Origin of the sequence: Kribbella sp. NPDC005582 (assembly GCF_040605415.1) — a bacterium.
Classification (GTDB): domain Bacteria; phylum Actinomycetota; class Actinomycetes; order Propionibacteriales; family Kribbellaceae; genus Kribbella.
In genome coordinates this window covers 159,229-183,567 of sequence record NZ_JBEXCU010000006.1, presented here as the reverse complement: position 1 = coordinate 183,567, position 24,339 = coordinate 159,229, and the positions used below count along the sequence as shown (strand labels likewise).

18 protein-coding genes and 1 tRNA gene are annotated in these 24,339 nt (G+C 68.4%); 4 read left to right on the top strand and 15 right to left on the bottom strand.

Features of this window, described 5'->3' with window-relative positions; all coding sequences use genetic code 11:
* The first annotated feature begins 53 nt into the window (after window positions 1–53).
* A complete protein-coding gene (locus ABZS29_RS30175; protein ID WP_355466945.1) occupies window positions 54–524 on the top strand; it encodes an NUDIX domain-containing protein in 471 nt (156 codons plus the stop codon).
* Here the strand turns inward: ABZS29_RS30175 and ABZS29_RS30170 are convergent.
* A complete protein-coding gene (locus ABZS29_RS30170; RefSeq protein ID WP_355466943.1) occupies window positions 512–1,393 on the bottom strand; it encodes a LysR family transcriptional regulator in 882 nt (293 codons plus the stop codon). The two genes, ABZS29_RS30175 and ABZS29_RS30170, sit on opposite strands and share 13 nt — an antisense overlap.
* 73 nt (window positions 1,394–1,466) lie before the next feature.
* On the opposite strand from ABZS29_RS30170, the gene ABZS29_RS30165 reads away from it, so the two are divergent.
* Window positions 1,467–2,174: an amino acid racemase gene (locus ABZS29_RS30165; protein ID WP_355466941.1), complete on the top strand. Its 708-nt coding sequence runs from the start codon at window positions 1,467–1,469 to the stop codon at window positions 2,172–2,174.
* A gap of 25 nt (window positions 2,175–2,199) precedes the next feature.
* Here the strand turns inward: ABZS29_RS30165 and polA are convergent, their stop codons facing one another.
* Window positions 2,200–4,914, bottom strand: a complete 2,715-nt coding sequence (polA, locus tag ABZS29_RS30160; protein ID WP_355466939.1) for a DNA polymerase I — start codon at window positions 4,912–4,914, stop codon at window positions 2,200–2,202.
* 84 nt (window positions 4,915–4,998) lie between these two features.
* Here polA and ABZS29_RS30155 point away from each other — a divergent pair, with 84 nt between their 5' ends.
* Window positions 4,999–5,418, top strand: coding sequence for a hotdog fold thioesterase (locus tag ABZS29_RS30155; protein ID WP_355466937.1), 420 nt, complete (start codon window positions 4,999–5,001; stop codon window positions 5,416–5,418).
* Here the strand turns inward: ABZS29_RS30155 and ABZS29_RS30150 are convergent.
* Window positions 5,381–5,995 (bottom strand): GNAT family N-acetyltransferase, encoded by a 615-nt coding sequence (locus tag ABZS29_RS30150; protein WP_355466935.1) that lies wholly within the window; start codon window positions 5,993–5,995, stop codon window positions 5,381–5,383. The two genes, ABZS29_RS30155 and ABZS29_RS30150, sit on opposite strands and share 38 nt — an antisense overlap.
* Window positions 5,996–6,123: 128 nt before the next feature.
* Between ABZS29_RS30150 and ABZS29_RS30145 the strand changes: the two genes are divergently transcribed.
* Window positions 6,124–6,864 (top strand): DUF554 domain-containing protein, encoded by a 741-nt coding sequence (locus ABZS29_RS30145; RefSeq protein ID WP_355466933.1) that lies wholly within the window; start codon window positions 6,124–6,126, stop codon window positions 6,862–6,864.
* 19 nt (window positions 6,865–6,883) lie between these two features.
* Here the strand turns inward: ABZS29_RS30145 and ABZS29_RS30140 are convergent, their stop codons facing one another.
* The 12 genes from ABZS29_RS30140 to gltB form a co-directional block, all read right to left on the bottom strand.
* Window positions 6,884–7,591 carry an ABC transporter ATP-binding protein gene (locus tag ABZS29_RS30140; protein ID WP_355467518.1) on the bottom strand — a complete coding sequence of 236 codons (708 nt, stop codon included), beginning with the start codon at window positions 7,589–7,591 and terminating at the stop codon, window positions 6,884–6,886.
* 32 nt (window positions 7,592–7,623) lie between these two features.
* Window positions 7,624–8,613, bottom strand: a complete 990-nt coding sequence (locus ABZS29_RS30135) for an ABC transporter ATP-binding protein (protein ID WP_355466931.1) — start codon at window positions 8,611–8,613, stop codon at window positions 7,624–7,626.
* A complete protein-coding gene (locus ABZS29_RS30130) occupies window positions 8,610–10,319 on the bottom strand; it encodes a branched-chain amino acid ABC transporter permease (protein ID WP_355466929.1) in 1,710 nt (569 codons plus the stop codon). Before ABZS29_RS30130 ends, ABZS29_RS30135 begins: the two co-directional genes overlap by 4 nt.
* The gene (locus ABZS29_RS30125) at window positions 10,316–11,629 is read right to left on the bottom strand and encodes a branched-chain amino acid ABC transporter permease (RefSeq protein WP_355466928.1); all 1,314 of its coding nucleotides are present in this window, start codon (window positions 11,627–11,629) and stop codon (window positions 10,316–10,318) included. The genes ABZS29_RS30130 and ABZS29_RS30125 overlap by 4 nt, the downstream gene beginning before the upstream one ends.
* A gap of 85 nt (window positions 11,630–11,714) precedes the next feature.
* The gene (locus ABZS29_RS30120) at window positions 11,715–12,956 is read right to left on the bottom strand and encodes a branched-chain amino acid ABC transporter substrate-binding protein (protein WP_355466926.1); all 1,242 of its coding nucleotides are present in this window, start codon (window positions 12,954–12,956) and stop codon (window positions 11,715–11,717) included.
* A 318-nt stretch (window positions 12,957–13,274) separates the two neighbouring features.
* Window positions 13,275–13,853 (bottom strand): response regulator, encoded by a 579-nt coding sequence (locus tag ABZS29_RS30115; protein WP_355466924.1) that lies wholly within the window; start codon window positions 13,851–13,853, stop codon window positions 13,275–13,277.
* A gap of 25 nt (window positions 13,854–13,878) precedes the next feature.
* The gene (locus ABZS29_RS30110; RefSeq protein ID WP_355466922.1) at window positions 13,879–14,649 is read right to left on the bottom strand and encodes a transcriptional regulator; all 771 of its coding nucleotides are present in this window, start codon (window positions 14,647–14,649) and stop codon (window positions 13,879–13,881) included.
* Between the two features lie 33 nt (window positions 14,650–14,682).
* Window positions 14,683–14,765, bottom strand: a tRNA-Leu gene (locus ABZS29_RS30105).
* A 103-nt stretch (window positions 14,766–14,868) separates the two neighbouring features.
* The gene (gene pyk, locus ABZS29_RS30100; protein WP_355466920.1) at window positions 14,869–16,314 is read right to left on the bottom strand and encodes a pyruvate kinase; all 1,446 of its coding nucleotides are present in this window, start codon (window positions 16,312–16,314) and stop codon (window positions 14,869–14,871) included.
* A 99-nt stretch (window positions 16,315–16,413) separates the two neighbouring features.
* Window positions 16,414–17,949, bottom strand: a complete 1,536-nt coding sequence (locus ABZS29_RS30095; protein ID WP_355466918.1) for a metallophosphoesterase — start codon at window positions 17,947–17,949, stop codon at window positions 16,414–16,416.
* Between the two features lie 311 nt (window positions 17,950–18,260).
* Window positions 18,261–19,727 (bottom strand): glutamate synthase subunit beta, encoded by a 1,467-nt coding sequence (locus ABZS29_RS30090; RefSeq protein ID WP_355466917.1) that lies wholly within the window; start codon window positions 19,725–19,727, stop codon window positions 18,261–18,263.
* On the bottom strand, window positions 19,727–24,265 hold the full coding sequence (gene gltB / locus ABZS29_RS30085; RefSeq protein ID WP_355466915.1) for a glutamate synthase large subunit: 4,539 nt from the start codon (window positions 24,263–24,265) through the stop codon (window positions 19,727–19,729). Before gltB ends, ABZS29_RS30090 begins: the two co-directional genes overlap by 1 nt.
* Between the last annotated feature and the right edge of the window lie 74 nt (window positions 24,266–24,339).

The following is a 24,339-nucleotide window of genomic DNA, read 5'->3' as shown; positions in this document are numbered from 1 at the left end:
CTGCAACTTTCCTTCAGAAAGAAAGTCCTCCGCGGATTGGCTAGGCTCGCCCCATGCCCACCCCGAAGTTCATCCTCGAGCTGCGCGCGAAGATCGGTCACGACCCGTTGTGGCTGACCTGCCTGACTGCCGTCGTCCTCGACGACCACGACCAGGTCCTGCTCGTCCGGCGCGCCGACAGCGGCCAGTGGTCACTGGTCGCCGGCATCCTCGAACCCGGCGAACAACCCGCCGTCGCCGTCGTCCGCGAGATCCTCGAAGAGACCGCCGTCGTGGCCGAGGTCGAGCGCCTGCTCAACGTCGAGTCCTTCGAGCCGCACACCTATCCCAACGGCGACCAGGTCCAGTTCCTCGACCTCTGCTTCCGCTGCCGCCCGATCAGCGGCGAGGCGAAGGTCAACGACGACGAGTCCACCGACGTCCGCTGGTGGCCCCTCGACAACCTCCCACCGCTGCGCGACGAAGAGCTCCGCTTTCTGGAGCGGGCCCTCTCCCCTGACCCATTGCCCCACTACGTCACCTGAGCAACGATCTCCTCCAGCACGCGGGACACCTCGTCCGGAGCCGCGCGACCAGCTGGCCGGCACACCGAGATCCGCCGGGTCAGCGGCGGCTCCAACGGCACGGCGACCAGCCCGGCTCGATGGTGCGCCCGCAGCGCCAGCGCGGGCAGGACCGCCGGGCCTTGGCCGGCCGCGACCATCGCCTGCATCACGACATAGTCGTCGGTGTCCTGATGGTGCAGTTCGAGGCGCACCCCCGCGCGCAGGCCGTGCTGCCACAACCGCCGCCGGCAACGGTTGCACCCGGCAACCACCGTGTACTCGCCGAGTCGCGCGACGGCCACCGATGGCATCGAGGCCAGCTCGTGTCCTTCCGGTACGACGAGGACCAGCGCGTCGTCGAGAAGCTGGACCCGATCCACCGGAACCAGCGCGGGCTCATCGTCGAAGACGACCGCGAGATCGGCCTTCCGCTCGGCCAGCATCGCCAGCGCGGCCTCTGGTTCGGCCTGCGTCAGCTGCACCCGGACCGGCGCCACCGCCGATACGGCGTCGACGAGAAAGGTTGCACAGGCCGTTGGAAAAGCAGCCACCCGTACGACGGCGCTGCCCGCCGCACCCAATCGTCGGAGCGTCGCCGCTGCCACCGACTGCGCCGAGGCCAGCATCGCGGTCGCCGCGGCCAGCTCCGCGCCGGCCGCGGTGGGCCGGACCCCACGTCCGTAGCGGATCAGGAGCGCCGTACCGGCTGCTCGCTCCAGCCGTTGGATGTGCTGGCTGATCGCCGGGTGCGTCCAGCCGAGCCGGCGGGCCGCCGCGGACATCGACCCTTCCTCGACCACGACGTGGAAGACCAGCAAGCTGCGGGAATCTGGTTCCAGCTCGGACATGTCACCAATGCTGACAGGTCCGGTCACCAGATCGCTCTTCTGCTACCACCTCAGGCTGGCCATGATCGGATCCATGGAGATCATCGGCGTACTGGGCGGGATGAGCTGGGAATCGACCACGGAGTACCTGCGGTTGCTCAACGAAGGCGTTCGGGAACGCCTCGGTGGCCTGCACTCAGCCCGGCTCCGGGTGGCAACCGTCGACTTCGCGCAGGTCGAACGGTTCCAGGCCACCGGCGACTGGACGGCCGCCGGAGCGCTGCTGGCCCGTGAGGCCGCTGACCTCGAAGCGGCCGGTGCCGCGCTGATCCTGATCGCGACCAACACGATGCACAAGGTGTACGACGTCGTCGCGGCCGCCGTCACCGTGCCGGTCATCCATCTCGGCGATGTGACGGCCGAAGCGGTCCGCCACCAGGGCCTCAGCCGGATCGGCCTGCTCGCAACCCGCTACACGATGGAACAGACCTTCTACACCGACCGGCTCCGCGGTCACGGCGTCCAGACCCTCGTCCCGGACGCCGCCGACCGCGCCGAGGTCCAACGCATCATCTACGACGAGCTGTGCGTCGGCCTCGTCTCGGAGCCCTCGCGGCAATCCCTCATCGAGATCGCCAACAAGCTGGTCGCCCAGGGCGCGGAGGGGATCGTCCTCGGCTGCACCGAACTGGAGCTCAGCCTGACAGCCGCCGACCTGACCGTCCCCGTCTTCCCCACCACCGCCCTGCACTGCGCAGCCGCCCTCGACCGCGCACTGCAGGCCCGGCAAACGCAGCCCTGATCCCCTCGCCCGAAGCCGCGCCAGGCTAGTGGGCGGCTTCGTGCCAGGTGCGGCCTACCCCTACGGAGACGTCCAGCGGGACGTCCATCTCGACGGCGGCGCCCATGTCGCGGCGGACCAGCTCTTCGAGAGCCTCGCGCTCGCCGGGGGCCACTTCGAAGACGAGTTCGTCGTGGACCTGGAGGAGCATGCGGGACTGGAGGCCGGAGGCCTTGAGGGAGGCATCGACCTTGAGCATGGCCATCTTGATGACGTCGGCGGCCGAGCCCTGGATGGGGGCGTTCAGGGCCATCCGCTCGGCCATCTCGCGGCGCTGGCGGTTGTCGCTGGTGAGGTCGGGCAGGTAGCGGCGGCGGCCGAGGATGGTCTCGGTGTAGCCGCTCTTGCCGGCCTCCAGGACGATGCTGCGCAGGTAGTCGCGGACGCCGCCGAAGCCCTCGAAGTACTCGTCCATCAGGCCCTTGGCCTCGTCGACGCCGATCTTCAGCTGCTGACTCAACCCGTACGCCGACAGGCCGTAGGCGAGGCCGTAGTTCATCGCCTTGATCTTGGCGCGCTGCTCCTGGCTGACCTCGGCCGGCTCGACCGAGAAGACGCGGGACGCGGTCACCGAGTGGAAGTCCATCCCGGAGTTGAACGCCGCGATCAGGCCCTCGTCCTTGGAGACGTGGGCCATGATCCGCATCTCGATCTGGCTGTAGTCGGCCGACATCAGCGACTCGTAGCCGTCGCCGACGACGAAGGCCTGCCGGATCCGGCGGCCCTCCTCGGTGCGGATCGGGATGTTCTGCAGGTTCGGGTCGGTGGAGCTGAGCCGGCCGGTGGCGGCGATCGTCTGGTTGAAGGTCGTGTGGATCCGGGCGTCGCGCGGGCTGATCGTCTTCAGCAGGCCCTCGACCGTCTGCCGCAGCCGGGTCGCGTCGCGGTGTGCCAGCAGGTACGCCAGGAACGGGTGCTCGGTCTTCTCGAACAGCGCCTGCAGCGAATCCGCGTCGGTGGTGTAGCCGGTCTTGGTGCGCTTGGTCTTCGGCATCTGCAACTCGTCGAACAGCACGACCTGCAACTGCTTGGGCGAACCGAGGTTGATCTCCTTGCCGATCACCTCGTACGCCGCCGTGGCCGCCTCGCGGACGCCGGTCGCGAACCGCTCTTCCAGCTCCTCGAGATACGGCCGGTCGACCGCGATCCCGTCCCGCTCCAGGCCCGCGATCACGTCGATCAGCGGCAGCTCGACATCCGCGAGCAGCGCCGTACCGGCCTGCTTCTCGAGCTCGGCGTCCAGGGTGTCGGCCAGGTCGGCGATCGCGCGGGCGCGCAGCATCGTGTGATCCGCGGCCGGCCCGCCCTCGACGTCGTCGAAACTGAGCTGACCGTTCTCCACCTCTTCGGTGCGGAGCTCACGCTTCAGATAGCGGACGGTCAGGTCGGCCAGATCGTACGACCGCTGATCCGGCCGGGCCAGATACGCGCTCAGCTGGGTGTCGGAGCTCAGGCCGGCCAGCGTCCAGCCGCGCTCCAGGAAGCCGAGCAGCGGCCCCTTCGCGTCGTGCAAGGCCTTCGGCTGCTTCGGGTCCGCGAGCCAGACCTGCCAGGCGGTCGCGTCCTCCGGAGTCAGTGCGGTCGGGTCGAACCACGCCGCCGCACCCGAGGTGTTGGCCAGCGCCAGCCCGGTGATCTCACCGGTACCACGCCCCCAGCTGCCCTGCACCGCGACGCCGACCCGCTCGCCGGAGCTGACGTGCTTGCTCAGCCAGGCCGCGACCTCGCCGGGCTTCAGCTGCACACCGTCCAGCTCGAAGCCCTGCTCGACCGTGGCGTCGACCTCCTCGTGCTCCGCGACCAGCCGCTCGCGCAGCACCCGGAACTCCAGGCTGTCGAACAGCGTGTGCACCTGCTCGCGGTCCCACGGCACCCGGACCAGGTCGTCGACGGTGACATCCAGCGTCAGGTCGCGGATCAGCTCGTTGATCTGCCGGTTCCGGATCACGTCGGACAGGTGCTCGCGCAGCGACTCACCGGCCTTGCCCTTGATCTCGTTGACCCGGTCGATCACGTCGTTCAGCGAGCCGAACTGGTTCAGCCACTTCGCCGCGGTCTTGTCCCCGACGCCCGGCACACCGGGCAGGTTGTCGCTCTTCTCCCCCACCAGCGCGGCCAGATCCGGGTACAACCGCGGCGGTACGCCGTACTTCGCCTCGACCGCGGCCGGGTCCATCCGGGCGATCTCGGAGACACCGCGCTTCGGGTAGAGCACCGTGACGTTCTCGCTGACGAGCTGGAACGCGTCGCGGTCGCCGGAGCTGATCAGCACCTCGAAACCCTGGTCCGCGGCCTGCGTCGCGAGGGTGGCGATGATGTCGTCGGCCTCCCAGCCGTCGATCTCCGTGGTCGGGATGCGGAGCGCGTCCAGCACCTCCTTGACCAGCGACACCTGACCCTTGAACTCGTCCGGCGACTTCGACCGGCCGGCCTTGTACTCCGTGTACTGCTCGGAGCGGAAGGTCTTGCGGGACACGTCGAACGCGACGCAGACGTGCGTCGGCTGCTCGTCGCGCAGCATGTTGATCAGCATCGAGGTGAAGCCGTAGACCGCGTTGGTGTGCTGCCCGGTCGAGGTGGAGAAGTTCTCCACGGGCAGCGCGTAGAACGCGCGGTAGGCCAGCGAGTGCCCGTCCAGCAGCAGGACCCGCGGTCGGCCGGTGCCTGCCGTCGCAGCAGTCTCCTGCTTGTCCTTGGTCATCGTCGAAGTGTCGGTATCTGGAGCCACACACCGACTCTAGTGGTTCCCTGGGACAGTTTCCGACCCGGCGGCTAGGCTCCTGATGTGACAGATAACAGCGCGCTCCTGCCAGGCATGGACGTCGAGGGCACCCTGCTGCAACTCATGGGCATCGTTGTCAGCGAAGCAGCACCCGAGCGGGTGGTCGCGACCATGCCGGTGAAGGGCAACACCCAGCCGTACGGGCTGCTGCACGGCGGCGCGTCCTGCGTGCTCGCCGAGAGCCTCGGCTCGATCGGTTCCGCGTTGCACGCCGCGGCGTACGGGAAGGTCGCGGTCGGTGTCGACATCAACGCGACCCACCACCGGGCCGTCCGCGAGGGCACCGTCACCGGGGTCGCGACGCCGATCTACCTCGGCCGGACCACGACGTCGTACGAGATCGTCATCACCGACGACCGGGACAAGCGGGTCTGCACGGCGCGGATCACGTGCCAGCTGATTCAGGCTCCGGCGGGGAGCTGACCGGCCGGGCCAGCTGGGCCCGGCGGGCGAGCACCGAGCGTCGCGACGAGAGCAGCGCCAGCAGGTTCGGCGCGTGCTCGGCGGCGAGCCGGCGGGCCACCGTGTGCGTGTTCGCGAAGCGCAGTACGCCGGCCTGCCCCAGACCGAGGCGGGCCAGGAACCGGTTCGCCTCGCGGGCGATCGAGGGCGCGACCACGGCCAGGTGCGGGCAGCCCTCGTGCTCGGCCCAGGCGACCGCCTCGGTGATCATCGCCTTGCCGAGGCCGTGCCGGCGCGCGGCGTCGCTGACGTGCAGATACTCCACCGTGAGCGTGGTGTCGTCGTGCAGCGGACTGACCGCCGCCCGGCGCAGGTACGCCATCGCGTGCACCTGGCCGTCGAGCTCGCCGACCACCAGCCGGCCCCACGGGTCGGCCAGATGCTTGCCGACGGCAACCTCCACCGCGGCCACCGTCGGGATTCCCGGCAACCGGGAGGGATGATGACCGGCACCGGCCGTGGTCATCTCGCGCCACAGCGCGACCAGAGCGGCTGCATCACCTCGCTGGGCGTCCCGCACCGCAATGGCAGCAGCCACGGCGACCTCCTGGTTCGGTCCACCCCCGAGGTGAACGGGACGGGCCCGATACGCTCGTCCTCGCGCAACAGTAGGCCCTCCAGGGTCACTTGCAAAGCTGCGCCCTGGTCACTGAGCGGAGAGCTGCCTTGTTCGTCGGAATCGGCACAGTTGTCAACGTTGCAACGGTTCTGATCGGTTCAACACTCGGTGTGCTCGTCGGCCACCGGCTCAGTCACCGGACCCGTGATCTGGTCACCGACGCGCTCGGCCTGGTCACCCTGCTGATCGCGATCAGCTCGGCACTGACCGTGGGCGCCAAGGCACTCAGTGACGCGGTCGGCAGCAGCGCACCGGTGCTCATCGTGCTCGGCGCGATGCTGATCGGCGGCATCACCGGATCACTGCTTCGGATCGAGCAGCGGCTGGAGGGATTCGGAGCCTGGCTACAGCATCGGTTCCGCCGCAGCGACGGCGAGAGCACCTTCGTGGAAGGCTTCGTGACCGCGTCGATGGTCTTCTGCGTCGGCCCGCTGACGTTCCTCGGCGCGTTGTCCGACGGCCTCGGCCGGGGCGCCGACCAGCTGTTCCTCAAGGCCGTGCTGGACGGGTTCGCCTCGATCGCGTTCGCCGCGTCCTTGGGCTGGGGCGTGATGGCGTCGGCGCTCGTCGTACTGGTCGTGCAGGGGCTGATGACCGCGGTCGGCGCCGTACTGGGTGATGTGCTGCCCGAGGCGCACGTGACCGCGCTCGGGGCCACCGGTGGCGTGATGCTGATCGGTGTCGCCCTGCGATTGCTGAAGATCAAGCAGATCGCTGTCGCGGACATGCTGCCCGCGTTGATCGTCGCGCCCCTCCTCGTTCAGCTGCTGGTAGTGATCCGCAGCTGAACGAGGAGGGCGCAGCGATTCAGTCCTCGCCGAGGTACGCCTTACGTACATCGTCGTTGACCAGGAGCTCGCGTCCGGTGCCCGACAGTTTGATCTGCCCGACCTCCAGCACGTAGCCGTAGTCCGCCCGCTTCAGGGCGGCCTGGGCGTTCTGCTCCACCAGCAGGATCGTGGTGCCCTGCTTCTGCAGCTCGGTCACCGTCGACATGATCCGCTTCATCATGATCGGCGACAGACCCATCGACGGCTCGTCGAGCATCATCAGCTTCGGCCGGCTCATCATCGCCCGGCCCATCGCCAGCATCTGCTGCTCACCGCCGGAGAACGTGCCGGCCGGCTGCTTGCGCCGCTCCCCCAGGATCGGGAACAGGTCGTACGCCGAGTCCAGGTCGGTGCGGATCCCGGCCGCGTCCCGGCGCGCGAACGCGCCGAGCAGCAGGTTCTCCTCGACGGTCAGCCGCGGGAAGATCCGGCGGCCTTCCGGTGAGTGCGCCAGGCCGCGGGTCACGATGTCGTGCGCCGCGACGTTGTCGATCCGCTCGCCCTGGAACCAGATCTCGCCGTGGGTCGGCCGCAGCAGCCCGGAGATCGTCCGCAGCGTGGTGGTCTTGCCGGCGCCGTTGGTGCCGATCAGCGACACCACCTGCCCCTGCTGCACGCTGAAGCTGATCTTCTTCACGGCCACGATCTTGCCGTAGGCAACTTCCAGGTCCCGGACCTCGAGCATCGCCTCGAGCGGCTTGTCCGCAGTGGAATCGGTCATGACTTCGCCTCCTCTGAGGTGACGTCCTGCGGGCGGTCGTCCTCGTCGTCCTCGTCGTCCTCACCGGAGCCGATGTAGGCCTCGATGACGCGCGGGTCGGACTGCACCTCGGCCGGGGTGCCCTCGATCAGGGCCTCACCGCGGACCAGGCAGAGCACCCGGTCGCAGAGGTTGAAGATGAACCGCATGTCGTGCTCGATCACCACGACCGCCAGGCCCGAGTCCCGGATCTTGAAGATCAGGTCCATCGCCTGCTTGGTCTCCTGCGGGTTCATGCCCGCCGTCGGCTCGTCCAGCAGGATGAGCTTCGGGTCGGTGGCCAGTGCCCGCGCGATCTCGAGCCGGCGCTGGTCGCCGTACGGCATGTTCCGGGCCAGGTGCTCGGTCGAGCGGCCGAGGCCGACGAACTCGAGCAACTCCTGGGCCCGGGCCCGGGTGGCCGCTTCCTCGCGCCGGAACTTCGGTCCGCGCAGCACCGAGGTGAGCGCGCCCGCGGAGGTCCGGCAGTACCGGCCCACCATCACGTTCTCCAGCGCCGTCATGTTCGCGAACAGCCGGATGTTCTGGAACGTCCGCGCCATGCCGGCCCGGACGACCGCCCGCGGCTTCGGCGGCAGCGACGCGAGCGCGCTGGCCACCGGCGGGGTGAGTACGGCGTTCCCGAGCGTCGGCTCCGGCTCGTCGAGCTCGGTCAGCGTCGTCACCTGGCCGTTGATCGCGACCTTGCGGCTCGGCGCCCCCGACCCCTTCTGCCGCGGTGACGGCGCGAACCGCACCTGGCCGCTGGTCGGCTTGTACAGGCCGGTCAGGCAGTTGAAGAACGTCGTCTTGCCGGCGCCGTTCGGCCCGATCAGGCCGACGATCTCGCCCTGCCGGACGGTCAGGTTGACGTCGTTGACCGCCAGCAGACCGCCGAACCGCATCGTCACACCGGTCGCCTCGAGCACCGGCATACCGCCTGTGTGCACCGTGTCCGTGACGGTCATTTCGCCTCCTCGACGAGCTGGTTCTCGACCGACTCGGCCAGTTGCTCGTCCTCTTCGTGGAACTCGAGCTGCCGCCGCTTGCTCGCCACCAGCCCCTCGGGCCGGAAGCGCATCATCAGCACCAGCGTGATGCCGAACAGCAGCAGCCGGTACTCCGAGAAGAACCGCAGCTTCTCCGGCAGCAGCTTCAGGATCGTTGCTCCCAGCAACACACCGGCGATGGTGCCCATACCGCCGAGCACGATCGCGGCGAGCAGGAACGCCGACTCCAGGAAGATGTACTGGTCCGGGCTGACCGCGCCGTCCTGGTGGGCCTTGATGGTGCCGGCCAGACCGGCCAGGAACGCACCGACCGCGAACGCCAGCAGCTTCAGGCCGAAGACGTTCACGCCCATCGCCTCGGCGGCCTTCTCGTCCTCCCGGATCGCCACCCAGCCGCGTCCGATCCGGCTGTTGTTCAGCCGGGAGAAGACCAGGATGACGCCACCGGTGAGGACCAGCAGCAGGAAGTAGTAGTTCGAGAACCGGCCGAGCTCGATCCCGAGCGGCGCGTGCGTCGCCCCGAAGTCGAAGCCGAACAGCTCCAGGTCCGGGATGCCGGGGACGCCGTTCGGGCCGTTGGTCAGGTTCGGGCCGTTGTTGCCGTCCAGGTTGAACATCGCGAACCGGAAGATCTCACCGAAGCCCAGCGTCACGATGGCCAGGTAGTCACCCGAGACCCGCAGCGTCGGCGAACCGATCACCAGGCCGAGCAGGGCGGCCACACAGGCGCCGACCAGCACGACCACCAGGAACGGCGGCTTCCAGCCGATCGTCGCGAACGCCGACTGCGACAGCGTCGCCGCGACGTACGCACCCGAACCCAGGAACGCGATGTACCCGAGGTCGAGCAGGCCGGCCAGGCCGACCACGATGTTCAGGCCCATCGCGGTGGCCGCGAAGACCAGCACCGAGGTCGCGATCGACATGTTCGCGTCCGACCCGTTCTGCGTGAACGGGAACAGGAACGCGACCGCGAACGAGGCCAGCGTGAGCACCTTCTTGTGGCGCTGGCCGACATGCCCGACCCACGACATCGCGCCGGTCCGGAACAGCCCGAACGTGATCGTCGCGATGAACACCAGGCACAGGATGAACAGCCAGGCGTCGTCCAGGCCGAGCGCGTACGCCGCCACGAACAGCAGCGCCGCCATCAGCAGCGCGATCGCCAGGATCTCGGCCCAGGCCGGAGCCTTCGCCTTGCTCAGGTCACGCAGTTGCCGCAGCGGCAGCAGCCACCCCGACACGGCGATCAGCAGCGCACCGACCAGAGCGACGTACCCGCCGGGGTTGACGTTGATCAGACCGTCGGACTCGACGCTGATCGCGGCCAGGACCAGGATCATGAACAGCGACAGGCCGGTACCGAGCGACCGCAGGCCGGCCGTCACGTCCAGCCAGGCGCCGAGCCGGGCCAGCGGGCCCTTCTCGGCCAGCAGCAGCACCAGCGCGAGCACGGCGACGATGATCGCCAGGATCTGCAGGCCGCCGGGGTAGAAGTTGATCGACAGGTCGTTCAGGATCGAGCCGTCGTAGCTCCAGGACAGGAACGCTCCGGCGATCACCAGCACCGCGCCGGCCAGGCCGAGCGGCCAGGCGATCGGCTTGGCCTTCTGGGGCCCCACAACCTCCGGCGCTGCCGGAGTTGCCGTCTGTACGTCGGTCATGCGCGGTCCACCACCCTCGCGCCCAGCAGGCCCTGCGGCCTGAACACCAGAACCAGAATCAGGATCACGAACGCCCAGACGTCCTTCCAGGTGCTACCACCGAACTGGCCCGGGATGTACTGCGTCGCCATCGCCTCGACCACACCGAGGACGAGACCACCGACGACCGCACCGTAGATGTTGCCGATACCACCCAGGACGGCGGCGGTGAACGCCTTCAGACCGGCCAGGAAGCCCATCCGGTACTGGATCTGGCTGTTCTGCAGCCCCTGCGATACACCTGCGATCGCAGCGAGCACCGCACCGAGAGCGAACGCGACCACGATGATCCGGTCGACGTTGATACCCATCAGGCGGGCCGTGTCCGGGTCCTGCGAAACGGCCTGCATACCGCGGCCGATCCGGGTCCGGTTGATGAAGAACCACAGCAGTACGGCGCAGATCGCGAGCGCCGCGATCGTGAAGATCGCCGACCGCTGGATGGTCACGCCGCCGACGTCGATCGCCTTGCCGGAGACCACGTCGAGCTGCGGGAACGGGATGCTCAGCTTGGCGCTGGGCCACTCGACGTGGGTGATCAGCGTCCGCCACAGCACCCAGCCGATCTCGGCCGCCACCGCGGCACCGGCCGCGGCCGTCGCGATCGTCTGCAGGCTGAACGTGACGCGGGCCTTCTTCTTGGCCGCCGACGCCGCCAGCAGACCGGCACCCGTGCCGACCGCGGCACCGACGACGATCACACCGACCGTCATGACGCCCAGCTCACGCACGACCAGACGAGCCACGATCCACAGCAGTACGGCGCCACCGGCCGCACCGAGCAGCGGGGCCCGGTCGTACCACTTGGTCACCGGGTGGTCGAGGTTCGGCCGGCCCGGCCGGCTGCCCAGGAAGTACCCGAGCGCGAGCGCGCCACCGGCGAAGACGATGACGGTCCACCACGGCTGGTCGTACATCAGCCGGATGAACTCCTGGAGGAACACCGAGATGCCGATCGCGGTGATCAGCGGCGCGAGTCGTGGCGCGTTCCGCAGGGGACGGTACGCGACACGCTCCATCAGCACCGCGGTGCTGACCGACGCGACGATGGCTCCGATGATCATCACCGGCAGGATCCAGACCGACGTCTGGCCCTCGAAGAACAACAGATAAGTGGTCAGTGCGCCGAACGCACCGATCATGAACACCTCGCCATGGGCGAAGTTGATGAGCTGCACGATGCCGTAGACGACGGTGTACCCGACGGCGATCAGGGCGTACAGCGATCCCAGCGTCAGCCCGTTGACGAGCTGCTGGAAGAACTGGTCCACGTCGACCTCCCAACTACCTCTGTTCCGACATGCCTCGGGGGCGGGAGGATCACTCCCACCCCCGAGCACATGAGGTCGACCTTGCTTACTTGGTCTCGAACGCCTTGGTCTCCACGGTGGCCCAGGCACCCGCGTCGACCTTGTAGACGGTCAGCACCTTGGAGGTGCTGTCGCCGTACTGGTCGAACGCGACCTTGCCGGTCACGCCGTCGAAGGAGACCTTGCCGAGCGCGTCGACGGTGGCCTGACGGGCCGATTCCACGTCCTTGGCGTCCTTCAGCGACGTCTTCAGGGCGTTGATGATCGCGTTGGCCGCGTCGTAGGAGTAACCGCCGTACGCGGCGGAGTCCTCCTTGTAACCCTCGGTCTTGTAGTCGGCGAGGAACTTCTTGCCGGCGTCGGTGGAGTCCGTCGGGGCACCCACCGAGGTCGAGAGGTCGTTGGTGCTGTCCTTACCGGCCAGCGTGATGTACTTCGGGTCCTTGATGCCGTCGCCGCCCATCAGCGGGACGTTCAGGCCGGCGGCCTTCATCTGCTGCGAGAGCGGACCGGCCTGCGGGTACTCACCGCCGTAGTACACGGCCTGCGGGCCGAACGGCTTGATCGCCGAGACGACCGCGCTGTAGTTGACGTCGTCCGGGTTCACCGTCTGCGCCGTGACGACCTGGCCGCCGAGCCGCTTGAACTCGTCGGTGAAGGTGCCGACCAGACCCTGGCCGTACGCCTTCTTGTCGTGGATCGTGGCGACCTTGGTGATCTTCGCCGTCTCGTACAGGTACCGGGCCGCGAACGGGCCCTGGACCGCGTCCGTGGTGCAGGTACGGAAGTAGTTCGTGTACGGGCGCTTCGGGGCCGTCTGCCAGTCCGCACCCTGGGTCAGGCCGGGGCCGGTGTTGGCCGGCGAGACCTGCACGATGTGCTTCGGGTCGAGCACCGGCTGCACCTGCTGGGCGACGCTGGTGTTCAGCGTGCCGACGACGCCGATGACGTCCTTGTCGCCGGCCAGCGCGGTGGCCGCGTTCTTGCCCGGCTCGGTCTTGCCCTCGTCGTCCTTCGCCACGGCCTCGAGCTTCCAGCCCGGGATCGCGTTGCTGTCGTTGGCCTGCTTGATGGCCAGCTCGACGGAGTGCTGGATACCGAGGCCCAGCGCCGACAGATCACCCGACAACGGCGCGATGATGCCGATCTTGGCGGTCTTGGTGCTGCCGCCACTCCCCCCGGCGTTGTCGCCACCGCTGCGGGAACCGCAGGCAGTCAGGGCCAACGACGCAACGATCAGCGACGCGCCGACCCTTACTACGGAACGCTGGTGCACTGTTCCTCCCATGTCTGGATAGTCCGGCCGATCCCCGGACTCCCGCGTTTGCCGCGAGCATCCGCAGGTTAGACCGCCTGATGCTCCCAAGCGAACAGCGCACTGCCTGTGTTGTGAGGTCGTTACAGCTGTAAGGACCATCTTGCATTCTGAGAACTGTCCGAGCGGCTGGTTGATGACGCAGCGTCAGTACGTCGTCCGGTTGCGTGAGAAATCACGGGTTCGGAATCGGGCACTCCGGTACGGTCCGTGACAAATCTTCACGAGTCATCACCTTCGGGTGACAATCCGTACCCGTGCGCGGATGGATGCCGTCGGCAACCAGCCGGTTCAGTTGCCGCCGGCCTCGTCGACCACCAGCTCCGCCACCTGCCGCATCGACACCCGCTTGTCCATCGCGGTCTTCTGGATCCACCGGAACGAGTCCGGCTCCGACAGCCCGAACTTCGTCTGCAGCACGGACTTCGCCCGGTCCACCAGCTTGCGCGTCTCCAGCCGCTCCGCCAGATCCGCGACCTCACGCTCCAGCTCCGCCAGCTCGACGTACCGCGACGCCGCGATCTCGATCGCCGGCAACAGGTCCGTCTTGGAGAACGGCTTCACCAGGTACGCCATCGCCCCCGCGTCCCGCGCCCGCTCCACCAGCTCCCGCTGCGAGAACGCCGTCAGCATCAGCACCGGCGCGATCCGCTCCCCCGCGATCTTCTCCGCCGCGCTCAGCCCGTCCAGCTTCGGCATCTTCACATCCAGGATCACCAGATCCGGCCGAAGCTCGGTCGCCAGCCGAATGGCCTCTTCCCCGTCGCCCGCCTGCCCGACGACGTCGTACCCCTCCTCGGCCAGCATCTCGGCCAGATCCATCCGGATCAGCGCCTCGTCCTCAGCGATCACCACACGCTTAGCAGTCACAGGCCCCACTGTATCGATCCGCCTCTCAAGACTTCGGCCCCACAAACGTGTCGAGCCTCTCCACGCCCTCTCGCCGGCTCACGGCGACGACGTTCCGCCGCGGCTGCCGCCAGAGAATCCCCAACCGGTCCAACGTGTCCGTCAGGATCTTCCGGATGTCCGCCGACTCGTTGGAGAACATGTACCGCACGTACTCGTACCGTCGCCCGTCGGCCTTGCCTGCCCAGTTGACGAAGCGGCAGCCGTCCGAGTGGAACAACCCTCGCAGCAACTGTTCGGGGTACTTGGCAACAATCGCGGCCTGCCAGTCCGCCAACGCGATCGTCCGCTCATGCTTGCGCCCCACGCCGTGCTGCGGAAACAGGCAGGGCCAGTGCTTCCATCGCGCCTCGGTCCGAATCATGCCCGGCCCCTTCCGTGGGCACGGGCTCGCCGTCGGCTTCACTCGTACGATCGTCTCGGCGATCTCCCGGTTGAGGTCGACGTACTTCGCGTCGTTCGCGATCTGCAGCGTGAACACGCCGCGCCGGGCGCGCGCCAGGTGCCCGTCACCGAGGTACCAGCCCAGCAGCAACGCGTACGCCGCCTCGTCCAGTTCAGCGCCGTCACACCGCGGACACGGCGTCGGCTGGAAGCCGGTCCCGCGCGGAAGGCCGAGGCGCTGGTAGACCCGCCGCCACCGCCGGATCGTTTTGACGGCCACGCCGTGGATCTCGGCGTTCACCCGATCAGGAACGCCGGCGTCCGACATCCGCAACGCCGAATCAACCGTCTCCTGCGACCTGATGTGCCCCATGCCACATGATCGCGAAGCCTACGGACAAAATTGTGCCGGGTGTGGGATTCGAACCCACACGCCCTTGCGAGCAACGGATTTTGAGTCCGTCGTGTCTGCCATTCCACCAACCCGGCAAAGGGTGCAGAAGAACTGTAGCTGTTCGGCTGTTCATTCCGCTCATCGACCCGCACGAACTGCCGGGCCGGCGATCGATCGCCGGCCCGGACCTCGTTCGTCCTACGACGTGCGGTACGCCGGGGCGATGCCTTCGATGGCGTCGCCGATGCGGTGGACGCGGAGGGCGTTGGTGGAGCCGGGGATCGAGGGCGGGGAGCCGGCGACGATGACGACCAGGTCGCCCTTCTTGACGGTGCCGAGCTCCAGCAGGCGCTGGTCTACCTGGCGGACCATCTCGTCGGTGTGGTCGACGGTGGGGACGATGTGGGTCTCGATGCCCCAGACGACCGACAGCCAGGAGCTGACCGACGGGACGGGGGTGAACGCCAGGACGGGGATCTCGGTGCGGTAGCGGGCCAGGCGGAGCGCTGTGTCACCGGACTGGGTGAAGGCGACCAGGAGCTTGGCGTCGAGGCGTTCCGCGACGTCGGCCGCGGCGCGGGCGATGACGCCGCCCTTGGTGCGCGGCTCCCACTCGATTTCCTTGACCCGCGACAGGCCGTGCTCCTCGGTCGACTCGACGATCCGGGCCATCGTGTTGACGGTCTCGATCGGGAACCGGCCGACGCTGGTCTCGCCGGACAGCATCACCGCGTCGGCGCCGTCGAGGACGGCGTTGGCGACGTCGGAGGCCTCGGCCCGGGTCGGGCGCGGGGCGGAGATCATCGACTCCAGCATCTGGGTGGCGACGATCACCGGCTTCGCGTTCAGCCGGGCCTGGTCGATGATCAGCTTCTGGACCAGCGGGACCTCTTCGAGCGGGAGCTCGACGCCGAGGTCACCGCGGGCGACCATGAAACCGTCGAAGGCCTCGATGATCTCGTCGAGGTTGGCGACCGCCTGCGGCTTCTCGATCTTGGCGATGACGGGGACCCGCAGGCCCTCCTCGTCCATGATCTTGTGCACCAGCTGGATGTCGGCCGCGTCCCGGACGAACGACAGCGCGATCATGTCGGCCGGCAGGTGCAAGGCCCAGCGCAGGTCCTCGGCATCCTTCTCCGACATCGCCGGCACGCTCACCGCGACGCCGGGCAGGTTGATGCCCTTGTGGTTCGACACCGGCCCGCCGACGGTGACCCGGCAGACCACGTCGGTCTCGGTCACCTCCTCGGCGACCAGGGCGATCCGGCCGTCGTCGATCAGCAGCTGGTCGCCGGGCTTCACGTCACCCGGCAGGCCGTCGTACGTCGTTCCGCAGATGGTGACGTCGCCGGGCACCTCCCGGGTGGTGATCGTGAAGCGCTCGCCGTAGGTCAGGGTGACCTTCCCCTCGGCGAACTCGGCCAGCCGGATCTTCGGACCCTGCAGGTCGACCAGGATGCCGACGTTCTTGCCGGTCTCCGCGGCGGCGGTGCGGATCCGCTGATAGATCCGCTCGTGCTCGGCATGGGCACCGTGGCTCAGGTTGAGACGAGCCACGTCCATACCGGCTTGGACGAGTTCCAGGATGCGCTCGGGGGCGGCCGTAGCCGGGCCGAGCGTACAAACGATCTTTGCGCGACGCACGTCACAAAACCCTACTCCTACAAGACCACTGCGCCGCTGGTCCACCCCCGTTACTGGCGGGTTAACACCTCGTGACGACCGGCCGCGAACCCTGAAACGTCAGGAAGGCAAGGGGGTGTAGGGCCCGACGGTGATCTCGCCGGACAGACCGGCGGTTACCGTCTGAAGGCCGATCGGCTTTCCATCGGTGTAGGTGACCAGCGTCATCTCACCCGGCCGCCGCAACGTGTAGCCGAGCGCGAACGCGTACGCCGCTCCCCCGGTCGTGCCGTTCGTGTACGTCGTGACCGGGCGCTCCTCGACGACCTTGGTCTCCGGACCGACCTGCCGGTGCAGATGGCCGGACAGCAGCAGCGTCGCGCAGCCCCGGGTGGCCGTCTCGGCGAACGACGACGGGTCGTGGACGACCATCGTCGAGATCCGCTTGTCCTCGGGCTGCCCGCAGGCGACGTCGGCGAGCCGCTTGGACTGGTCGGCGATCGTCTCGTCGCCGGGGCTGTCCGCGCTGCCGAGCCCGGTCCTGGTCGGGTCGCTGTCGCCCAGAAAGCGGATTCCCTCGACCTCGACCGGCTTGCTGTCGAGCACGGTGAAGCCGTTCTTCCGCATCGCGTCCTCGATGTGCCCGCCGGCGTCGTGGTTCCCGGCCACCGCGACCACCTTGAGGTCCTTGAAGTGCTGCCGCAGCGAGTGGATGCTGAACACCTCCCACGACTGCCCGGAGGACGAGTCGTCGCCGGCGTCGATCAGCACCTTCGCGCCGGCCACCTTGGCGACCTCGGCCGCGACCGGGTCCATCCCGATGTTGTCGTGCCGGTCCGAGACCAGCAGCGCGACCGTCTCGTTCTCGGTCGCCTGATGGATCCGGCCGCCGACCCGCGGAACCTGCTCCCGCAACCGCCCGTAGAACTCCGTGGAACGCTCGTACGTCTGGACCGCCGTCTTGATCACGCCGATGCCGCCGGTGGTGGAGAACCCGGAGGCAACCTCGACCCGCTTCAGCCGCGGATCGAGCGACAGCTGCGGCAGCAGCTCGGTCAGCGGCCGCCATTCGGTCGGCGGGACCTCCGCCGTACGGATCTGGGCGGGTCCGAAGATCGAAGCGATCGTGATCAGCATCGCCACCAGTACGACGATCATGCGGTGCTCGAACCGCCGCTCGTGGCTGTGGACGAGATCCCACAGCTCGCGACGCCGGACCTTGCCGAGTGAGGTCCACAAGGTCGCCACCACGACGACCACGAGCAACCCCGAACCGGCTCCGGCGACGAGGTTGTCGACGGCCATCTCCTGGATGACCTGCTGGATCCGGGCGATCTCACCGTCGGGTTGCGACGCGATCAGCGCATCGCGGTTGAGCAGTTCGGTGAGGTTCTCGGCGTCGGTCTCCTGGACGTCGACGTTCACGCCGACGCCACCCGGCGTATCGGTTGCGATCCGCAACCGTGGCAGCACCGCCCCGAGGTCGACTGTCGCATGCCCGTCGAACGTCGGCGAGATCGTTGCCGCGTGCGCCCCGATCGTGACCCGCTCGGAGTCGTTCGAGAACCCGAGCGCCCCGACCACCATCGTCGTCAGCGCCCACAGCACGACCAACGCGGCCCAAGGCGCCACCGCCCGGACCCGCTGCCTAGTCACCAACCGCCTAACCACACCACCAACCTATCGGCACACCCCATCCCATCAACCAACCTCCGCGCCGTACCCGACAACCCGCACGGATAACCCCCACCGTCGCCCCTTCTCCCCCACGGTGAAGGGGCGAGAACGGGCACCCCGAAGGGATATCCGTTCCCGTGCATCCTTCTCCGGCCGGGTGAGTGCCCGTGACAAGCACCAGGACGGATATCCGCTGGTGTTGCCCGTTCTCCTCCTCGTGTGAGGGGGGAGAACGGGTGACACGGGGGGATATCCGCTGGTGTTGTCAGAGCGCGAGCGCTGGTACGGCGTCAGACGGCGAGGGGGCGGGCGGTGGGTGGGATGGGGGTGGGGAGGGTGGAGGACCCGGTGAGGTGGGCGTCGACGCCGTTGGCGCAGGAACGGCCTTCGGCGATGGCCCAGACGATCAGCGACTGGCCGCGGCCGGCGTCGCCGCAGGCGAAGACGCCTTCGACCGACGTGTGGTAGTTCTTGTCGCGTTTCACGTTGCCACGCTCGTCGAGCTCGACACCGAGCTGCTCGAGGAAGCCCTCGCGCTCCGGACCGAGGAAGCCCATCGCGAGCAGCACGAGCTGCGCCGGGATGGTCCGCTCCGAGCCCTCGACCGGGTTGAACTTGCCGCCCTCGAACTTCACCTCGACCAGGTTCAGCCCCGACACGTTGCCGTCGGCATCGGCTTCGAAGTTCACCGTGGAGACGGCGTACACGCGCTCGCCGCCCTCCTCGTGCGCCGAGGCGACCCGGTAGATCATCGGGTACGTCGGCCACGGCTGGCCGGCGGGGCGATCGTCACCGGGTCGCGGCATGATCTCCAGCTGGGTCACCGAGCGGGCGCCCTGGCGGTGTGCGGTACCGAGGCAGTCGGCGCCGGTGTCACCGCCGCCGATGATCACGACGTCCTTGCCGGTGGCAACGATCTGGTCCTCGACGGTCTGGCCGAGCGCGACCCGGTTGGCCTGCGGCAGGTACTCCATCGCCTGGTGGATCCCGCCGAACTCCCGCCCGGGCACCGGCAGATCCCGGGCCGCGGTGGCCCCGGTCGCGATCACGACGGCGTCGTACCGCTGCTTGAGCTGGGTCCCGGTGACGTCCACGCCGACGTTGACGCCGGAGCGGAAGACGGTCCCCTCCTCCTTCATCTGCTGGATCCGGCGGTCGACCTGGACCTTCTCCATCTTGAACTCGGGAATACCGAAGCGGAGCAGACCGCCGGGCGCCTCGGCGCGTTCGTAGACGGCGACCGTGTGGCCGGCGCGGGTCAGCTGCTGAGCCACCGACAGGCCGGCCGGGCCGGAACCGACGACCGCGATCGTCTTACCGGTCAGCCATTCCGGCGGCTGCGGGTTGACGTGGCCGGTCTCCCAGGCCTTGTCGATGATCGCGACCTCGACGTTCTTGATCGTGACCGGGTCCTGGTTGATGCCGAGCACGCACGAGGTCTCGCACGGCGCCGGGCACAGCCGCCCGGTGAACTCCGGGAAGTTGTTGGTCGCGTGCAGGCGCTCGATCGCCGACGACCAGTCGTCGCGCCAGACCAGGTCGTTCCACTCCGGGATCAGGTTGCCCAGCGGGCAGCCGCTGTGGCAGAACGGGATCCCGCAGTCCATGCAGCGGCCGGCCTGCTTGGTGATGATCGGCAGCAGCGCCTTGCCCGGTCCACCGGGGTAGACCTCTTTCCAGTCCTGCAGCCGCTCCGCGACCGGCCGCCGCTCGGCGACCTCCCGGCCGGTGGTGAGAAAACCCTTCGGGTCAGCCATCAGATGGCCTCCATCATCGCTCGCGTGGTGGCGTCCTCGTCCAGCCCGTCGCGCTCGGCAGCCGCCTTGGCTGCCAGGACGCGGGCGTAGTCGCGGGGCATCACCGTGGTGAACCTGGCGGCCGCTGAGGTCCAGTCGCCGAGCAGCTTCGCCGCCCGCTCCGAACCGGTCTCCTCGTGGTGACGCCGGACCAGGTCCTGCAACAGGTCGGACTCGGCCTCGGTGAGCGGGAGCAGGTCGACCAGCTCCGGGTTCACCAGGGCGCGGTCCAGGTCGAGCACGTGGGCCACGCCGCCCGACATGCCCGCTGCGAAGTTCCGTCCGACGGCGCCCAGTACGACGACGCGCCCGCCGGTCATGTACTCGCAGGCGTGGTCGCCGACTGCCTCCACGACCGCGGTGGCGCCCGAGTTCCGGACACAGAACCGTTGCCCGGCGCCACCACTGATGAACAGTTCACCGGAGGTCGCGCCGTACGCGATGACGTTGCCGGCGATGATCTGGTCGGCCGCGTCGAACCGCGCCCGCCGGTCCGGCCGGATGACCACGCGGCCACCGGACAGTCCCTTGCCGACGTAGTCGTTCGCGTCGCCCTCGAGGCGCAGCGTCACACCCTTCGGGACGAAGGCGGCGAACGAGTTCCCCGCCGAGCCGGTGAAGGTCAGGTCGATCGTGCCATCGGGCAGCCCGGCGGCCCGGTACTTCTTGGTGATCTCGTGACCGAGCATCGTGCCGACGGTGCGGTTGACGTTGCGGATCGCGAGCTGGGCCCGGACCGGTTCGCCGTTCTCGATGGCCGGTTGGCAGATCCGGATCAGCTCGTTGTCCAGGGCCTTGTCGAGGCCGTGGTCCTGCTCGATCACCTGGTGCCGCGAAGCGCCTTCCGGCAGCGCCGGCACGTGCAGGATCGGCGTCAGGTCGAGACCGTCGGCCTTCCAGTGGTCGACCGCGCGCTTGATGTCCAGCACCTCGGCGTGGCCGATCGCCTCATCCAGGGTCCGGAAGCCCAGCTCCGCAAGGTATTCGCGGACCTCTTCGGCGATGAACTCGAAGAAGTTCACCACGAACTCCGGCTTCCCGGAGTACCGCTCACGCAGGACCGGGTTCTGGGTGGCGACGCCGACCGGGCAGGTGTCGAGGTGGCAGACGCGCATCATGATGCAGCCCGAGACCACCAGCGGAGCGCTGGCGAACCCGTACTCCTCCGCGCCCAGCAGGGCCGCGATGACCACGTCCCGGCCGGTCTTCAGCTGACCATCGGTCTGTACGACGATCCGGTCGCGCAGCCCGTTGAGCAGCAGCGTCTGCTGCGTCTCGGCCAGGCCGAGCTCCCACGGACCACCGGCGTGCTTGAGCGAGGTCAGCGGCGCCGCACCGGTACCACCGTCGTGACCAGAGATCAGTACGACGTCCGCGTGCGCCTTCGAGACGCCGGCCGCGATGGTGCCGACGCCGACCTCGGAGACCAGCTTCACGTGGATGCGGGCCTTCGGGTTGGCGTTCTTGAGGTCGTGGATCAGCTGAGCCAGATCCTCGATCGAGTAGATGTCGTGGTGCGGCGGCGGCGAGATCAGGCCGACGCCGGGCGTCGAGTGCCGGGTGCTCGCCACCCACGGGTAGACCTTGTTCCCGGGGAGCTGACCACCCTCACCGGGCTTGGCGCCCTGCGCCATCTTGATCTGGATGTCGTCGGAGTTCGTCAGGTACTCCGCCGTGACGCCGAAGCGCCCCGACGCGACCTGCTTGATCGAGCTCCGGCGGGCCGGGTCGTGCAGACGCTCGGAGTCCTCGCCGCCCTCACCGGTGTTCGACTTGGCGCCGAGCTGGTTCATCGCGATCGCGAGCGTGGTGTGCGCCTCGGCGCTGATCGAGCCGTAGCTCATCGCACCGGTGGAGAACCGCTTGACGATCGCGCTGACCGGCTCGACCTCGTCGATCGAGATCGGCTGCCGGTCGCTCTTGAAGCCGAACAGACCGCGCAGCGTCATCAGCCGCTCGGACTGCTCGTCGACGCGCGCCGTGTACTGCTTGAAGATGTCGTACCGCCCGCTGCGGGTGCTGTGCTGCAGCCGGAACACGGTCTCAGGGTCGAACAGGTGCGGCTCACCCTCACGCCGCCACTGGTACTCGCCGCCGATCTCGAGCTTGCGGTGCGCGCTCAGGATGCCGTCGGCCGGGTAGGCCTTCAGGTGCCGCTGGCGAACCTCCTCGGCGATGGTGTCCAGGCCGATCCCGCCGAGCTTGGACGACGTACCGGTGAAGTACTTGTCGACCAGCTCCGGCGACAGGCCGTTGGCCTCGAAGATCTGCGCACCCGTGTACGACGCGACCGTCGAGACGCCCATCTTCGACATCACCTTGAGGACGCCCTTGCCGAGCGACTTCACGACGTTGCGGACGGCCTGCTCGGGCTCGATGCCCGGCAGGTAGGTGCCGCGACGGCACAGGTCCTCGACCGACTCCAGGGCGAGGTACGGGTTGATCGCGGCTGCGCCGTACCCCATCAGGAGCGCGACGTGGTGGACCTCGCGGACGTCACCGGCCTCGACGACCAGCCCGACCTGGGTGCGGGTCTTCTCGCGGACCAGGTGGTGGTGCACGGCAGCGGTCAGCAGCAGCGACGGGATCGGTGCGCTGTCGGCGTTCGAGTGCCGGTCGGACAGTACGACGATGCGCGCGCCGTCCTCGATCGCGGCGTCGGCCTCGGCGCAGATCTCGTCGAGCCGTGCCTTGAGGGCTTCGCCGCCGCCTTCGACGTCGTACACACCGCGCAGGACCGTGGTGGCCAGGCCGGGCATGTCGCCGTCGAGGTTGATGTGGCGGAGCTTGGCGAGCTCGTCGTTGGTGATCACCGGGAACGGGATCACCACCTGCCGGCAGGACGCCGGGCTCGGGTCCAGCAGGTTCGACTCCGGGCCGAGGCTCGACGACAGCGAGGTGACGAGCTCCTCGCGGATCGCGTCCAGCGGCGGGTTGGTGACCTGGGCGAACAACTGCGCGAAGTAGTCGAACAGCGGCCGGGACCGGTCGCTGAGCATCGCCATCGGCGTGTCGGTGCCCATCGAGCCGATCGGCTCGGTGCCGGCCTTGGCCATCGGCGTGAGGATCAGCCGCAGCTCTTCCTCGGTGTAGCCGAAGACCTGCTGGCGACGCGTCACCGACGCGTGGCTGTGCACGACGTGCTCACGCTCGTGCAGATCCTCGAACCGGATCAGGCCGCCGTGCAACCATTCGTCGTACGGCGCCTCTCCTGCGAGCGCGTTCTTCACCTCGGCGTCGGTGACGATCCGGTGCGCCTCGACGTCGACGAGGAAGATCCGGCCCGGCTCGAGCCGGCCCTTCTCGGTCACCGTCGCGGGGTCGATGTCCAGGACACCGGCCTCGGAGGCCAGGACGACCAGGCCGTCCTCGGTCACCCAGTACCGCGAGGGCCGCAGACCGTTGCGGTCGAGAACCGCGCCGACCTTGGTGCCGTCGGAGAAGACGACCGACGCCGGTCCGTCCCAGGGCTCCATCATGGTCGAGTGGAACTCGTAGAACGCCCGCCGCTTCGGATCCATCGTGGTGGCGTTCTCCCACGCCTCCGGGATCATCATCAGCATCGCGTGCGGCAGTGAACGACCGCCCAGGTGCAGGAGTTCGAGCACCTCGTCGAACGACGCGGAGTCCGATGCGCCCGGCGTACAGATCGGGTAGAGCTGCTCGAGGTCACCGGGGATCAGGTCGCTGGAGAGCAGCGCCTCGCGGGCGCGCATCCAGTTCCGGTTGCCCTGGACGGTGTTGATCTCACCGTTGTGGGCGATGTACCGGTACGGGTGCGCGAGCGGCCAGGACGGGAACGTGTTGGTGGAGAACCGGCTGTGCACGACGCCGATCGCCGAGGCGAGGTCGGGGTCGGTCAGCTCGGGGAAGAACTTGTCCAGCTGGTCGGTGGTGAGCATCCCCTTGTAGGTGATGGTCCGGCCGGACAGCGACGGGAAGTAGGTCTCGGTCTCCTTCTCGGCCCGCTTCCGCAGCCGGAACGCCATCCGCTCCAGCGCCAGGCCCAGCACGCGACCCGCGCTCGCGGCCACGAACAGCTGCTTGAACGTCGGCATCACCGAACGCGCCGTACTGCCGAGCAGCTCCGGCGTGGTCGGCACGTCGCGCCAGCCCAGAACGGTCAGCTTCTCCTCGGCGGCGAGCTCCTCGATCCGCGCGATCGCCTTCGCGGCGTCGTCCGGGTCGGCCGGGAGGAACGCGATCCCGGTCGCATAGCTGCGCGGTACCGGCAGCTCGAAGTCGCACACCTTGCGGTAGTACGCGTCCGGCACCTGGATCAGGATGCCGGCGCCGTCGCCGGAATCCGGCTCCGCGCCGGAGGCACCACGATGCTCGAGGTTGCGCAGGGCGGTCAAAGCCTTCGCCACGATGTCATGGCTGGGTTCACCGGTGAGGGTGGCTACAAAAGCAACACCACAGGCGTCATGTTCGTGACGTCCGTCGTACAGACCCTCACTCGGCCTGTGCTGGATTGCTTTGGGGGCGCGACCAAACATTCAGGGGCTCCCGTCGTCCTACGGTCAACAACTGGCCGCGGGACAACATTGGCCCAAGCCGGGTGTCCCGAGAC

Excerpts from the sequence above, each read along its gene's own strand:
- ABZS29_RS30175 (WP_355466945.1), top strand. The coding sequence starts at position 54 with ATGCCCACCCCGAAGTTCATCCTCGAGCTGCGCGCGAAGATCGGTCAC.
- ABZS29_RS30170 (WP_355466943.1), bottom strand. The coding sequence starts at position 1,393 with ATGTCCGAGCTGGAACCAGATTCCCGCAGCTTGCTGGTCTTCCACGTC.
- ABZS29_RS30165 (WP_355466941.1), top strand. The coding sequence starts at position 1,467 with ATGGAGATCATCGGCGTACTGGGCGGGATGAGCTGGGAATCGACCACG.
- polA (WP_355466939.1), bottom strand. The coding sequence starts at position 4,914 with ATGACCAAGGACAAGCAGGAGACTGCTGCGACGGCAGGCACCGGCCGA.
- ABZS29_RS30140 (WP_355467518.1), bottom strand. The coding sequence starts at position 7,591 with ATGCTCGAGGTCCGGGACCTGGAAGTTGCCTACGGCAAGATCGTGGCC.
- ABZS29_RS30135 (WP_355466931.1), bottom strand. The coding sequence starts at position 8,613 with ATGACCGTCACGGACACGGTGCACACAGGCGGTATGCCGGTGCTCGAG.
- ABZS29_RS30130 (WP_355466929.1), bottom strand. The coding sequence starts at position 10,319 with ATGACCGACGTACAGACGGCAACTCCGGCAGCGCCGGAGGTTGTGGGG.
- ABZS29_RS30120 (WP_355466926.1), bottom strand. The coding sequence starts at position 12,956 with ATGGGAGGAACAGTGCACCAGCGTTCCGTAGTAAGGGTCGGCGCGTCG.
- ABZS29_RS30110 (WP_355466922.1), bottom strand. The coding sequence starts at position 14,649 with ATGGGGCACATCAGGTCGCAGGAGACGGTTGATTCGGCGTTGCGGATG.
- ABZS29_RS30090 (WP_355466917.1), bottom strand. The coding sequence starts at position 19,727 with ATGGCTGACCCGAAGGGTTTTCTCACCACCGGCCGGGAGGTCGCCGAG.
- gltB (WP_355466915.1), bottom strand. The coding sequence starts at position 24,265 with ATGTTTGGTCGCGCCCCCAAAGCAATCCAGCACAGGCCGAGTGAGGGT.